15 protein-coding genes are annotated in these 14,215 nt (G+C 43.8%); 5 read left to right on the forward strand and 10 right to left on the reverse strand.

The genetic code is table 11. The features are described from left to right. Window positions 1-101: 101 nt before the first annotated feature. The 4 genes from P7J36_RS10605 to P7J36_RS10620 all read right to left on the reverse strand — a co-directional run bounded on the left by P7J36_RS10605 (window position 102) and on the right by P7J36_RS10620 (window position 3,549). The gene (locus P7J36_RS10605) at window positions 102-896 is read right to left on the reverse strand and encodes a phosphatidate cytidylyltransferase (protein ID WP_408552093.1); all 795 of its coding nucleotides are present in this window, start codon (window positions 894-896) and stop codon (window positions 102-104) included. Window positions 897-917: 21 nt separating this feature from the next. Continuing rightward, window positions 918-1,673, reverse strand: a complete 756-nt coding sequence (locus P7J36_RS10610; protein WP_408552083.1) for an isoprenyl transferase — start codon at window positions 1,671-1,673, stop codon at window positions 918-920. 162 nt (window positions 1,674-1,835) lie between these two features. Further along, window positions 1,836-2,147: a preprotein translocase subunit YajC gene (yajC, locus tag P7J36_RS10615; protein ID WP_408552084.1), complete on the reverse strand. Its 312-nt coding sequence runs from the start codon at window positions 2,145-2,147 to the stop codon at window positions 1,836-1,838. A gap of 109 nt (window positions 2,148-2,256) precedes the next feature. Next, window positions 2,257-3,549, reverse strand: a complete 1,293-nt coding sequence (locus P7J36_RS10620) for an adenylosuccinate synthase (RefSeq protein ID WP_002940128.1) — start codon at window positions 3,547-3,549, stop codon at window positions 2,257-2,259. Between the two features lie 366 nt (window positions 3,550-3,915). Between P7J36_RS10620 and gshAB the strand changes: the two genes are divergently transcribed. Continuing rightward, window positions 3,916-6,153 carry a bifunctional glutamate--cysteine ligase GshA/glutathione synthetase GshB gene (gene gshAB, locus P7J36_RS10625; protein ID WP_408552085.1) on the forward strand — a complete coding sequence of 746 codons (2,238 nt, stop codon included), beginning with the start codon at window positions 3,916-3,918 and terminating at the stop codon, window positions 6,151-6,153. A gap of 26 nt (window positions 6,154-6,179) precedes the next feature. Here the strand turns inward: gshAB and rhaD are convergent, their stop codons facing one another. Genes rhaD through P7J36_RS10655 form a run of 6 tightly spaced genes read right to left on the reverse strand, consistent with a single transcriptional unit; the run spans window position 6,180 to window position 10,180 of the window. Further along, a complete protein-coding gene (gene rhaD / locus P7J36_RS10630; protein WP_394731562.1) occupies window positions 6,180-6,986 on the reverse strand; it encodes a rhamnulose-1-phosphate aldolase in 807 nt (268 codons plus the stop codon). 51 nt (window positions 6,987-7,037) lie between these two features. Beyond that, on the reverse strand, window positions 7,038-7,790 hold the full coding sequence (locus P7J36_RS10635; protein ID WP_105156700.1) for a class II aldolase/adducin family protein: 753 nt from the start codon (window positions 7,788-7,790) through the stop codon (window positions 7,038-7,040). Between the two features lie 4 nt (window positions 7,791-7,794). Beyond that, window positions 7,795-8,034: a hypothetical protein gene (locus P7J36_RS10640; RefSeq protein WP_024377718.1), complete on the reverse strand. Its 240-nt coding sequence runs from the start codon at window positions 8,032-8,034 to the stop codon at window positions 7,795-7,797. Beyond that, the gene (locus tag P7J36_RS10645) at window positions 8,024-9,373 is read right to left on the reverse strand and encodes a PTS galactitol transporter subunit IIC (RefSeq protein ID WP_408552087.1); all 1,350 of its coding nucleotides are present in this window, start codon (window positions 9,371-9,373) and stop codon (window positions 8,024-8,026) included. The genes P7J36_RS10640 and P7J36_RS10645 overlap by 11 nt, the downstream gene beginning before the upstream one ends. A gap of 35 nt (window positions 9,374-9,408) precedes the next feature. Then, window positions 9,409-9,711: a PTS sugar transporter subunit IIB gene (locus P7J36_RS10650; protein WP_024377731.1), complete on the reverse strand. Its 303-nt coding sequence runs from the start codon at window positions 9,709-9,711 to the stop codon at window positions 9,409-9,411. 13 nt (window positions 9,712-9,724) lie between these two features. Then, window positions 9,725-10,180, reverse strand: coding sequence for a PTS sugar transporter subunit IIA (locus P7J36_RS10655; RefSeq protein WP_408552089.1), 456 nt, complete (start codon window positions 10,178-10,180; stop codon window positions 9,725-9,727). A 206-nt stretch (window positions 10,181-10,386) separates the two neighbouring features. On the opposite strand from P7J36_RS10655, the gene P7J36_RS10660 reads away from it, so the two are divergent. The 4 genes from P7J36_RS10660 (at window position 10,387) to dusB (ending at window position 14,048) form a co-directional block, all read left to right on the forward strand. Further along, on the forward strand, window positions 10,387-11,124 hold the full coding sequence (locus P7J36_RS10660) for a DeoR/GlpR family DNA-binding transcription regulator (protein ID WP_408552090.1): 738 nt from the start codon (window positions 10,387-10,389) through the stop codon (window positions 11,122-11,124). Window positions 11,125-11,147: 23 nt separating this feature from the next. Further along, window positions 11,148-12,104, forward strand: coding sequence for a 1-phosphofructokinase family hexose kinase (locus P7J36_RS10665; protein WP_408552091.1), 957 nt, complete (start codon window positions 11,148-11,150; stop codon window positions 12,102-12,104). Between the two features lie 80 nt (window positions 12,105-12,184). After that, window positions 12,185-13,051, forward strand: coding sequence for an Hsp33 family molecular chaperone HslO (gene hslO, locus P7J36_RS10670; protein ID WP_408552092.1), 867 nt, complete (start codon window positions 12,185-12,187; stop codon window positions 13,049-13,051). Further along, window positions 13,044-14,048 (forward strand): tRNA dihydrouridine synthase DusB, encoded by a 1,005-nt coding sequence (dusB, locus tag P7J36_RS10675; RefSeq protein ID WP_125184436.1) that lies wholly within the window; start codon window positions 13,044-13,046, stop codon window positions 14,046-14,048. The genes hslO and dusB overlap by 8 nt, the downstream gene beginning before the upstream one ends. Window positions 14,049-14,215: the final 167 nt, after the last annotated feature.

Raw genomic sequence — 14,215 nt, forward strand, 5'->3', positions numbered from 1 at the left:
GTGAAAAAAAGCGATTTTCACTAGGTGTTTTTAGTGTACCCTGTTTTCTAAAAAAACAACTAGATTTTTCTCAACTTCCTATTGACTTTTTACCACTAGACTTAAAATAATCCAAAGAAGTGCATAATTGGAAATACAAAGATCATACCATCAAATCGGTCAAAAATACCACCATGACCTGGAATAACTTTTCCAGAATCCTTGACACCGTAATGGCGCTTAATCGCCGATTCTACCAAATCACCAAATTGTGAAAAGACTGAGAACAAGGCAATTAGGATAAGCATTACGAAGAAAGAATAACCAGCAGATAGTGATTTATCAACGAGCAAGAAAATCATTCCAACCACAACTGCAGAAGCAATTCCTCCTAAGAATCCTTCAACTGTTTTATTTGGCGAAACCCGTGGAAGTAATTTTCTCCGCCCCATTTGTCGTCCAATCAAGTAAGCACCGATATCTGTTGCCCAAACAATAAATAGGGCAAAGAAAACCTTATTCAAACCATCCATCCTGGCCAAAATAAGATTATGGAAACCAATACCGATATAAAAACTGGAAGCAATGGGGAAGACGACATCTGAATAATTATATTGACCAAAGTTGAACACCGTTGATCCCAGTAGTAAAAAGACAATGATGGCAAAGGCTGTATAATTTCCATCTGTTGGTAAAAAGGTCAGGTAGTTTTCTAGTGGCAAGGTCAATACGACACTAGCAAACATGGTTAAGATTCCCTCAATGGAATTGGGAGCCAAACCATGCATTTTTATTAATTCAGCCGTAGCAATCATCGCCAATAGGCCTACAAAGAAATGAAAGGCAGTTCCTCCTAGCAATAAAAAGGGAAGGAAGACCGCAAAAGCAATCCCTCCAAATACCACTCGTTTCTGCAAATCGTTTGTCATAACCTCTCCTTACACGCCACCAAAACGTCTGTGGCGACGGTTGTATTCTTTAATCGCTAATTTCAGTGCCTCACCATCAAAATCTGGCCAAGCAAGATCTGTAAAATACAGTTCACTATAAGCTGTCTGCCAAGGCAAGAAATTACTCAAGCGCAATTCCCCACTGGTCCGAATAACCAGATCAGGATCACGAAGAGCAGGCGATAGACTTCCAGTATAAAGATAATCCGCAATCAGCTTCTCATCAATATCACCTGGATTAAACTTAGCATCCAAGACATCTTGTGCAATGGCCTTAACCGCTCTAGTCACCTCATCACGCCCACCATAGTTCAAGGCGAAATTTAAAATCAAACCCGTATTATTCTTGGTTTTTTGCTCTGCCTTATAGAGCGCATTGAGCGTAGGTTCAGGTAGCTTGGAATGGTCACCAATCATCTGGATTTTAACATTATTGGCATGGAGTTCAGGAACATATTTATCATAAAATTCCACAGGCAAGTTCATGATAAAGGCCACTTCCTTCTCGGGTCTGGACCAATTCTCCGTAGAAAAGGCATAGACTGTCAGTACTTTGACCCCTAAATCAGAAGCTGTCTTGGTCACTTTTTGCAAAGCATCCATTCCAGCCTTGTGTCCCATAATACGAGGCTGCATCCGTTTCTTAGCCCAACGACCATTGCCATCCATGATAACAGCAATATGCTTGGGAACTTCAATAGCGGTCTCAATGCTTTCTTTCTTTTTAAAATTAAATTTAAACATCGTTTTTTCCTTAAAATACAATTAGTATCATTTATTACTTTCTCGAAAGCTCGAAAAATACTGTATATAATCAGCCTATTATACCATATTTTCAAGGATTTAAGCAAAAATCAGCTAGCCCAGTCAAGCAAAAAACCGAGGCTCCCCTCGGCTTTCAATCATCTATTCTTCAATAGCTGTTTCCGCTTCTTCTTGACCTGCTTCTTCTACAATAGCTGAAGCTGCTGGTGCACTGGCTACACGGTTACGAATAGCTCCACGTTCAAAAGTCAAATAGACCCCATCTACATCCAAGACAACCTTTTTATCATCGATTTCATCGACAATACCAAATAGACCACCAATTGTGACGATTTCATCACCTTTTTTGATTTGGCTAAGTGCATCTTGGCGTTGTTTTTGTTGCTTACGTTGGCTGTAAAACATGAATCCAATCATGCCAAGCATCAGAACAGGAAATAATAATCCTTCCATTTGTGTACCTCTTTTTAGTTTGATAAGCATGATTATATCAAATTCTTGACAAGAAAGCAAAGTTCGACCAAACAGAAAAAGACCGAACTCTCGTTCAGTCTTCATGGATTTATTTAGCACTCCAGACACTCTCAAGGATGTTGGTCTGTTCACGACCAGGTCCTACTGAGAAGGTTGAGATACGAACGCCTACCAATTCGCTGATACGACGAACATAGTTGCGAGCCGCTTCTGGCAATTCATCCAAACTACGCACACCTGTGATGTCTTCAGACCAACCTGGCATTTCTTCATAGATTGGTTTGCATCGTTTGAGTTGCTCCAAACTTGCAGGATAATGGTCAATACGCTCACCATCCAAGTCATAAGCCACGCAGATTTTCAAAGTCTCAAGTCCTGACAAAACGTCGATTGAGTTGAGGGACAAGTTGGTAATACCTGACACACGGCGGCTATGTCGCATGACCACTGAGTCAAACCAACCAACACGACGTGGACGGCCAGTTGTCGTACCGTACTCTTTACCGATTTCGCGGATACGGTCCCCGATTTCATCGTGCAATTCCGTTGGGAATGGTCCGTCACCAACACGGCTAGTGTAGGCCTTACATACACCAACAACCTTGTCAATCTTGCTTGGGCCGACACCGCTACCGATCGTCACACCACCAGCAACTGGGTTTGAAGAAGTAACGAATGGATAGGTCCCTTGGTCAATATCCAACATAACCCCTTGCGCCCCTTCAAACAAGACACGTTTGCCTTGGTCCAAAGCATCGTTCAAGATAACAGAGGTATCTGTCACATACTTTTTAATTTCTTGACCGTAAGCGTAGTATTCTTCAAAGATTTCATCAAACTCAATCGGAGTTGACTCATACATTTTCTCAAACAAACGGTTTTTCTCAGCCAAGTTTGTCTTCAAACGCTCCGCAAAAATCTCCTTGTCCAAGAGGTCTGCAATACGGATACCGACACGAGCTGCCTTGTCCATGTAAGCTGGACCGATACCCTTGTTGGTTGTACCAATCTTGTTCTCACCTTTAGATTCTTCTTGCAACTGGTCCAATTTGATGTGATAAGGCAAGATGACGTGTGCGCGGTCTGAAATCCGCAAATTATCTGTCGTCACACCTGAATCATGGAGATAGTTGATTTCTTTAACCAAAGATTTTGGATTGACAACCACACCGTTTCCGATAACCGAAATCTTCTCGGGGAAGAAGATTCCTGACGGAATCAAGTGCAACTTATACTTGGTGCCGTCAATAACGATAGTATGTCCAGCATTATCTCCACCTTGATAACGTGCGATTACTTCAGCATTAGCAGACAAGAAGTCTGTAATTTTACCCTTACCTTCGTCGCCCCACTGGGTTCCTACAACAACTACTGATGTCATATTCACTCTTTCTCTGAACTGGCTAACCAGCCCAGCCTTTCTTCTACTTCTGGCAGGAATCTCACCTGCAAGTTTCGTTTCTACATATTATTTTATCAAAAAACGAACATTTTTTCAAGAATTTCTTACATTTTCGTTTATAACGGATGTTATCCTTTTATTTAAATAGATAAAAAGAAAAATACGAACAAAGCACCTTCTTAAACATTTTTAAAGTTGTTTTTTGTTGAAATTCCCGAAGTCTGCAGTTTCTGGACAGTAACCAACTTCATTTTTTTCCTTGAAAACGTAGCAGAAATTTGTATTTGTACCCCAAACTAGATAAAATTGGAAGTAGATTTTAAGAGAAACAAAAAAGGATTGCTTATGTTACAGAAATTATCCCCAAACAGTCCCATTCTCCAAGCCACCTTTGGTGTGGAACGGGAATCCTTACGAATGAATAACAACAACCGCGTAGCTCAGACGCCCCACCCAGAAAAATTGGGCTCACGCAATTTTCATCCCTATATCCAGACAGACTACAGCGAACCACAGCTGGAGCTGATTACGCCTGTGGCTCATTCGACCAAGGAGGCCCGCCGTTTCCTAGGAGCCATTACGGATGTAGCTGTTCGCTCTATGGAAAAAACAGAGTATCTCTGGCCCCTGTCTATGCCACCTGTGATTTCAGAGGATGAGATTCAGATTGCCCAGCTGGAGAGCGACTACGAGTACCAGTACCGTGTCGGCTTGGCGAAACGCTACGGCAAACTGCTTCAATCTATGTCAGGCATTCACTATAATTTTGAGCTAGGTAAAGACCTGACCCAGCAACTCTTTGTAGTCAGTGGCTACGATGACCTTATCTCCTTCAAAAACGCCCTCTATCTCAAGCTGGCTCAGAATTTCTTACGCTACCGTTGGCTCTTGACCTACCTCTACGGAGCTAGCAGTCTGGCTGAGAAGGGATTTTTGGCAGATGAAATCGGCTGTGTTCGGTCCATTCGCAATTCCAACTACGGCTATGTCAACGCACCTGATGTCCACATCTCCTTCTCTTCTTTGGAGCAATATGTAACCGACATCGAACAAGCCGTGGCTAGCGGTCAGCTATCTGCTGAAAAGGAATTTTACTCCGCTGTCCGCCTCCGTGGTGCCAAGACCAGTCGGGACTTCTTAACCAAGGGCATCACCTATCTGGAATTCCGCAACTTCGATCTCAACCCCTTTGAGCCGCTAGCTATCAGCCAAGAAACGCTGGACACCACCCACCTCTTTGCCTTGGCACTGCTCTGGCTTGATGATATGGAGCAGGTCGACGAAGAGTTGGCTCAGGCGGCAGACCTCAACAACCGCATCGCCCTCAGCCACCCTCACACTCCCCTACCAGCAGAGGCAGACGCCAGCCCTATCCTGACCGCCATGACAGCGATTGTCGCCCACTTTGGACTGGACGACTACTACAGCCAGCTCATCGCTCAAGTGGAGGCTACTCTTCAAGACCCTCGCTTGACCCTCTCTGGAAAAATAGCAGAGCTGGTTGAAGACGGGTCTCTGGAACACTTTGGCCAGCAGCAAGGCAGACTCTTCCATGACTATGCTTGGACAGCCCCTTACGCCCTTAAAGGTTATGAAAATATGGAGCTCTCCACCCAGATGATTCTCTTTGACGCCATTCAGCTGGGCTTGAATGTGGAGATTTTAGACGAGGAAGACCAGTTTCTCAAACTCTGGCATGGCGACCATGTCGAGTACATCAAAAATGGCAACATGACCTCCAAGGACAACTACGTCATTCCTCTCGCCATGGCCAACAAGGTCGTAACCAAAAAGATTTTGGACCAGGCTGGTTTTCCAGTGCCTGCGGGAGCGGAATTTGCTAACAAGGAAGATGCCCTGCGGTATTACGGACAGGTAGCCAGCTCTGCTATTGTTGTCAAACCAAAGTCTACTAACTTCGGCCTCGGCATCTCTATCTTCCAAGAGCCTGCTAGCCTTGCGGACTACGAAAAAGCCCTGGACATCGCCTTTTCGGAAGACAGCCATGTGCTCGTAGAGGAGTTCGTGGCGGGAACCGAGTACCGCTTCTTCGTCCTGGACGGCAAGTGCGAGGCTGTCCTGCTCCGTGTCGCAGCCAATGTCGTGGGGGACGGACGATCAACGATTCGTGAATTAGTGGACCAAAAAAACCAAGATCCCCTGCGTGGCCATGACCACCGTTCACCACTTGAAATCATCAACCTAGGCGACATCGAGCTACTCATGTTGGAGCAGCAGGGCTACACGCCTGATACAGTTTTGCCAGAGGGCATCCAAGCCTTTCTACGTGGCAATTCCAATATTTCAACGGGTGGCGATTCCATTGATATGACCGACCAGATGAACGAGTCCTATAAGCAACTGGCCGCTGAAATGGCGACTGCTATGGGAGCCTGGGCCTGCGGTGTAGACTTGATTATCCCCGACCGCACCAAGCCAGCCAGCAAAGACAAGCCTAACTGCACCTGCATCGAACTCAACTTCAACCCTGCCATGTACCTGCACACCTACACCTACGCAGGACCTGGGCAGAGCATTACACCGAAAATCTTGCGGAAGTTGTTTCCTGAACTTGACAAATAAGCCCAGATATTCTCTGAGCTTATTTTTTATATCTGTAAAAATCCTTCCCGTGGTTCTACCTTGAGTACCTGACAGACCTCGTACAAGTCTTTATCGCTCAAACCAGGGTATTGTTTGATGGACATGGTTTGCAGATGGATTTTTGCAGCCTTGTCAACTGTTTCGATCAAACCAAAGCAATCTTGAAAATCTTTTCCAGTCGCTAAAATACCGTGATAGGCCCAGACAACAATGCGGCAATGTTCCAGCTTTTCTACACTATGCTGAGCAATTGCCAGCGTTCCCGGCAATTCCCACGGTAAAATGCCAACGCCGTCTGGGAATACAACAATGCTCTCCGTCAACACTCTCCACAAAGGCAAAGTATATTCCTTATCATCCGGCGGAGATACCAGTGAGTAGGCTGTGGCATTGGGAGCATGATTGTGGACAACCACGCGATGAGCTGGATCAACGGATAACCGTTTTGCATGGGCCAACAAGTGCATATATAGCTCGCTGGTCGGACGTTTTTCTTCTTCAAATCCCCACAACACTTGATAGCCTGCTTCTGTCACCCGAATGACACCTGTATCGCGTTCCACATGATCTCTCAAAGTCCTAAAATGACTACCTGATGCAGTAATCAAAACATACTGACCAATCATTTCTGGAGGAATGTCGGACAGTTCGACTTCTCTTTTTACAGCATAGGTCTTCAGATACTCCCTGTCCTCTTCTGGTAAAATGTAACTGACATTTCCCCCGTTATATTCATCCCAACCATGCAACCACATATCATAAGTCAGCTGACACAGCTCCTGCATAGATTGCGAATCTTTAAATTCTTTCATGTCCTTACTCCTTTCCTTTTCACAAATAAAAGATAGGGATTCCCCTATCTTTTATTCAAAACCTTCGTCTTGTTTTTCTTGATTCCAGATAGGTCTTCTATGAATCAAATCGTCTATATCTCCGATTCGATGACCTTTTGAATAATAGCCATCCAAGATACCAAGTTTTTGGAAAACGGTTTGCTTGTAAGCAATTTCTGCGTTCCATTCAACCGTATCAAGAATTTGGAGAGCCTTGTTCAAAGCCTCTTCACCATCTGCTCCCGGAGTCAAAATCAAGACCCCGTGACTATCCAAAAGATACTCTTTTGGCAATTTTCCGTCTGATGAGAGCAACTCTTGTCGGACAATTTCTGCCAATTCCGGAGTTGTATTTGGGGCAAAGTCCAACACCTTAATATACTCGACCTTTTGAGTTGATTCTGTCAGGTTGGGCATATCTAAATGACTGGTTGCCCAAAACATAGCATTGGGAGCGTGGGCATGGAAAACACATTTGATTTCAGGATTTGTCCGGTAACATGCAAAGTGCATATTGATTTCACGCGTCACTTTCCCTTCACCAGCCACCACTTCCTCGGTGTCATAATCTACAACCAAGACTTGCGCAGGACTGATTTTTCCATGATAAGCTTCTGACATCATAGACGGTGTCATGATGATGTATTCTTTCCCTGTCTTATCTTGTGTTTTGAAGGAAAAATTCCCCCCAGCCGTATTGGTGTTCTTACGATAATAGGTCAGATGAACGGCATCAGCTAGTGCTTTCCTCTCTTCTGAAAATAGAATTTTTCCACTCGTCATATGCTTACTCGCCTTTCTTTTTTCCTTCCCTCAAGGCAGCATAAATCTTTTCTGCTGTTTCTCGTTTTTCTTTTTGGCTATCGTCGTACTCTTTGAATAAAACATCATAGCCATTTCGATAGACTAGAAAGCTAATCCCAATCGCTAACAAGTTAAACACATACACTCCTGTATTTAAACCTAGCAGAAAAAGGACAACTGCCACCAATAATAAAGTTAGCCAATATGCTTTTTTAGTTTTCATAACGTTTTGACGGTACTTCTTGTGCTGTCATTGTCTTATACAACCAAACAAAGAGTGCTAGGAAGAGAACCGCCCCTCCAATACCGAGTATATTGCCATTGAACGCTTCCGCAAACAAGATACGGAGTTCTGGTGCTTCAATAGTGGACCAAGTAATCAACTGACCTTTTTCTACCTCAACTGCACCAGTTGAATTTGCCAAGCCTGTCAAAATAGGAGCAAAATAAGTTGCACTGTAAAGGTAGAGCGGAAGGTAGATGACACCGAGGATCATCATACGTGCCAAGTTACCACCTGTAAGCAAAAGGCCTCCTACTGCAATAGAGTAGTTCAATACCCCTGCGATTGGCAATACGGTATTTCCTGGCAAGATGAGAGAGTAACCGATAAAGATTGGCACCATGAGGATAAGAGTTACCCATACTTCTGAACGCCCTGCCAACAATGGCCAGTCCATACCAATATAAACTTCACGGTCATTGAAGCGTTTTTTCATAAACTCTGACATAGCATCAGCTAATGGAGAAAGGGACTGCATAAAGAGCTTGCTTACCATTGGGAAGAGGGCCATGGCAGTAGCAACTTGAATACCCAAGTTTAGTGATTTAGAAACTGTATAGGCTCCTGCAAAACCTAAGCAGACACCAATGATGAAGCCCATTACTGAATTTTCAGAGAAGATACCGATTTTCTTACGAAGAGCATCTGTATCAGCTTTTTTATTCAAGAATGGTACTTTATCCATCAATTTGTTCACTGGCAACATGAAGACAGCAGATAGGTTCATACAGTGGGTAACCGTTACCATTGGAATACCTGTCAGATCTTCAATGTGTTTTTGGAACATATCACCCATTTTCAATTCTAAAATAACCTGAATAGCTGCCACCAAGAAGCCAGCCCATAAATGACCACTCACATAATATACCAAGTAACCAGTCAAGGCTTTCCCCCAAACGTTCCACATATCCACGTTCAAGGTCTTTGTCCAATTCAAACTAAGCATCAACACGTTGATAGCAATTTGAACAGCAAAGAAGGTGAAAGCAAAGGTCCAAGACCATACAATACTAGCTGCACCAGTCCAACCCAAGTCAAGTGCTGGAAGGGAGATGCCTGTATTCAAAGCTAAGGCTTCAGAAGCTGGTGATACGGCATTGGACATGAAACCAATAATCATCCCCATACCTGTGAAGGCTACCCCCAATGTAATGGCGGAGATGAAAGCTTTTTTAAATTTCATCCCTACCAACAAGCCCAGTACAAGAATAATGAGCGGAACAAAGATTGCGGATCCTAAATTCAATATCCATTGAATGATATCTTGAAAGACTCCCATTGTCATTCTCCTTTATAATGTATTTGATTGATTCCTTATTTTTTAGTTGCCTCTACGATTTCTTCGTAAACGCTATCGACACCCATGCCTGTCAAGAATGGCACACCTGGAAAAACAGATACTCCTAGGCGTTCTGCTTCTTCCAAAACCTCTGTTTCTGGCTTGGCGATATAAACATAGATGCTTGCCTGTGGCAATTCATTTAAAATTGACTTATAATCAACTGCTTCTACTGGATAACTAATGTTGTCATCTTCAAAACGAGTTTTTATTTTCTCTGCAATGGTTGTACTGGTTGCAACACCACTACCGCACGCTACAATTAGTTTTCTTGCCATAAGACTGTCTCCTTTATAAATAATGATTTAGTAATCGATACATATCCGAAGGCGTTTCCGCTTGAATAAATTGGTGAGCAAATGCTTCCTGCGAAAATATATCCATGAGTGCCGCCAACAGCCCAACCTGTCCTTTTGGATCCTTAATACCTAGGAACAAGAAATACTGACAGGTCATCTCAGAATTATCTCCCATTTGCAACATATTTATCGGTTGGCTGTTTTTGACAACATAGATAAATGGTCGTTCGATAACATGAGGGTCTGTATGCGGTATTGCAATGTTAACATGACGTGTCTTGAGGCCTGTAGGGAATTCTCGCTCCCTTTCTAACAAAGCCTCAAGGTACTGATCTGTGACGAATCCTTTTTCTTTTAACTCCTTTCCAATTAATTGAAACAGGTCAGTATGCTCGGAAACATTACAATCCAATCGAATTAAATCAGCTTGTAACATATCTTTATACATTTTTTACCTCTTTTTGTTAACTTTTTGTTAATCTTTTGTTATAATATGATTATAAACCATTTATTTATCGTTGTCAACGCTTTCAGTAAAAATTTTGTGTCTTTTTGTTAATCATTTGTTACATAAAATGGTTTTTATCTCCCTTTGACTTGTGATATGATAGAAAGAATAAGGGGAACTATCCTATATAGAAAGGAAACAATAGTATGAAAGCTAATCGGCAAAAGGAAATCTTAGACATCACCGACCGATCCGAAATCATTTCTTATTCAGACCTCGCCCAAGAACTTGGTGTTTCTATCATGACCATTCGGCGAGATATCAATGAATTAGAAAAACAACAAAAAATCATCAAAGAGCACGGTGGTGTACGTAAAGTGGCCCGTGTCAAACCGACCTATGAAAAATTAACACTGAACACTAAGGAAAAAGAAGAAATCGCGGTAACTGCTAATGCGATGATTCGTCCTGATAGCGTCATTTATCTGGGGGCAGGAACGACCATTCTTTCCTTGGCCAAACACTTGCGAAACGACCACAAACACATTATCACCAATAGCCTGATTACGTTTAACTGGCTCATTGATCATCACTTTAAAAATGTCCATTTGACAGGAGGAGAATTCTACCCTAAAACAGCTGAATTCCATGGCCTACACGCAGAAAAACTCATTCAAAACTTTTCAATCGATTATGCTTTTTTGGCAACCAATGGTGTTTCTGAAAACAATATGACTACTTTTTCTCCCTCAGCTGGACGCTTGCAAACTGAAGTCATGAAACAAACAAAAGAAACCTACTTGGTCATCGACCACACCAAATTTGGAAAGAGTGATTCCTACATTTTTGGTAAGTTGGATCAATTAACTGCCATTATTACCGATAAAGGTGTCAGCTCTGCTACCAAGGAGCACTACGAAGCATATACACCGATTATTTCTTAGTTTAACTAGAAAGGATTTCCCCTATGGTTCTCATCGTTACCTTAAATCCCTCTGTTGACCTGCTTTATTTTGAACCGCAATTTACACTTGGCAAACACAATCGTTTCAGCCCTTCTACCATTATGGCTGCAGGTAAAGGAATCAATTGTTCCCGTGCCCTTTCGCATTTGGGAATCAACGCAACTTCACTGGCTCTGGTAGGTGGAAAAACAGGTGACTTTTTCAAGCAACATTTGGAAGAGGAAACATTCCTCTCTCTATATATTCCTGTAGAGGATGAAACCAGACACTCCATTACAATCATGCACAACCAAGGGACCCATACAGAAATTGTAGAGGCTGGTCCAAAAGTTAGCTCAGAATTGAAAACGACCATTTTCAACCAAATCTTAGACATTGCCAAACAAGAAAAACCTTCCATTATCTCCCTTAACGGCTCTGTTCATTCTGATGACCCTTATTTTTACGATGAACTCATCCAGTTACTCCGAGAGGACTTGGACTTTCCTATTACCATTGTGACTGATTTTTCACGTCAGGCCTTGTACAACATTGTCCACAAAGCCCCCTACAAGCCTGACTTCATCAAGCCGAATATTCATGAATTTTCCGAGTTGGTTGGTCAGGAATTGTCTTCAAAAGAAGAAGTTCTTACCCACCTACAGACCAACCCGTCACCTATTCCTTACACGCTGGTATCCTGCGGTGGTCAAGGTGCAATTGCTCAATTCAACGGCCAACTCTACGATGTGACTGCTCCTACGATTGACTTGGTAAATCCAACGGGATCTGGTGATGCTTCTGTCGCTGGAGCGATATACGCATTTGCTAACAAGCTAGACGATGAAAGCATTATTCGTTATGCTATCGCTAGCGGAACAGCCAATGCCATGGAAAACGGAGTGGGTGTAGCACCAAAAGAAATCGTGCAACGTTTACTAGATCAAGTCACCATTCGTCCCATCGCACATGACAACTAACCTCGGAATAAGCCGAGGTTTTCTTTTTCAAAAAACCTCCCCCTTTCCCCATTTTCCCGACTTGTGCTATAATAATCCTTATGGATAAAATTATTAAGACACTATCAAAAAGCGGGCATTTCCGTGCCTTTGTGCTAGATAGCACAGAAACTGTAAAAACGGCTCAAGAAAAACACGACACTATGGCGTCGTCCACCGTTGCTCTGGGTCGCACCCTCATTGCCAATCAGATCTTGGCTGCCAATGAAAAAGGCGACACCAAGATCACCCTGAAAATCTTGGCCAGCGGTGCTGTTGGGGCTATCATCTCCGTTGCCAATACCAAAGGTCAGGTCAAGGGCTATATTCAAAATCCAGACTTGGACTACAAACGGACAGCGACTGGTGAAGTCATTGTTGGACCTCTCGTGGGCAATGGGCAATTCCTAGTCATCACAGACTACGGAACAGGCCACCCTTACAACTCCATGACGCCATTGATTTCTGGTGAAATCGGTGAAGACTTTGCCTACTTCCTAACAGACAGCCAGCAGACACCATCTGCGGTGGGATTGAACGTGTTATTAGACGAGGAAGATAAGGTCAAGGTAGCTGGCGGATTCTTACTGCAAGTTTTACCAGGTGCGACTGAGGCTGAAATTGCCCTTTTCGAGAAACGCATCCAAGAAATGCCTGCCATTTCAAGCTTACTGGCTTCTGAAAACCACATAGAAGCTCTGCTATCCGCCATTTATGGCGACGACGACTTCAAACGCCTGTCAGAAGAGGAAATCGGCTTTGTCTGCGACTGCTCTAAGGACCGCTTCCTCGATGCTCTAGCCAGCTTGCCAAAAACAGACCTGCAAGAGATGAAAGACGAGGACAAGGGCGTGGACATCACCTGTCAATTCTGCCAGACCCATTACCACTTTGACGAAAACGATTTGGAGGAACTCATCAATGGCTAATCTCAACACCCCTTTCATGATTGGTGATGTGGAAATCCCCAATCGCTGCGTGCTGGCCCCAATGGCTGGCGTGACCAACTCGGCCTTCCGTACCATTGCCAAAGAAATGGGCGCTGGTCTGGTCGTCATGGAAATGATTTCTGAAAAAGGCCTTCTCTACAACAACGAGAAGACCCTCCATATGCTCCATATCGACGACAACGAATACCCTATGTCTATCCAGCTTTTCGGTGGTGACGCCGAAGGGCTGAAACGAGCTGCCGACTTCATCCAAACCAACACCAAGGCCAATATCGTAGATATTAACATGGGCTGCCCTGTCAACAAGGTTGTTAAAAACGAAGCTGGTGCCAAGTGGCTCAAGGACCCCGACAAGATTTACCACATCATCAAGGAAGTGACCTCAGTCCTCGATATTCCCTTGACTGTTAAAATGCGGACGGGTTGGAACAATACCGACCTAGCGGTCGAAAATGCCCTGGCCGCAGAAAGTGCCGGTGTGTCTGCCCTAGCCATGCACGGACGGACCCGCGAGCAGATGTACACAGGAACCGTTGACTTGGAAACCCTCACCAAGGTGGCTGGCAGCCTGACCAAGATTCCTTTCATCGCAAACGGCGACATCCGTAATGTAGAAGATGCCCGTCAGCGAATCGAGGAAGTCGGAGCTGATGCCGTCATGGTCGGACGGACTGCCATGGGCAATCCTTACATCTTCAACCAAATCAACCACTATCTTGAAACAGGAGAAGTCCTGCCCGACCTCTCCTTCGATGACAAACTCAATGTCGCCTTCGACCACCTGACCCGATTGACCAATCTCAAAGGTGAGTCCGTTGCCGTTCGTGAATTCCGCGGTCTTGCCCCTCACTACCTCCGTGGTTCAGCAGGTGCTGCCAAGATCCGTGGCGCAGTTGCCCGAGCAGAGACTATCGAGCAGGTCCAAGAACTCTTTGACCAGGCTAGAGAAGCTTATCAAGAACGGATTGCTAAATAAGAAAATCAGAGTAGTTAGACATTCGTTAAAATGAAACATATACAAAAACGCATAAAACCAAGGTTATAACCTGATTTTATGCGTTTTTCTATATATAGTCATTTAGTTTTAAAATAGTATTCCAAAGAATACTCAACCGATTGACATCTCCTCAATAACTCAGCCAC

It is taken from the genome of Streptococcus suis (assembly GCF_046032115.1).
GTDB classification, from domain to species: domain Bacteria; phylum Bacillota; class Bacilli; order Lactobacillales; family Streptococcaceae; genus Streptococcus; species Streptococcus suis_AJ.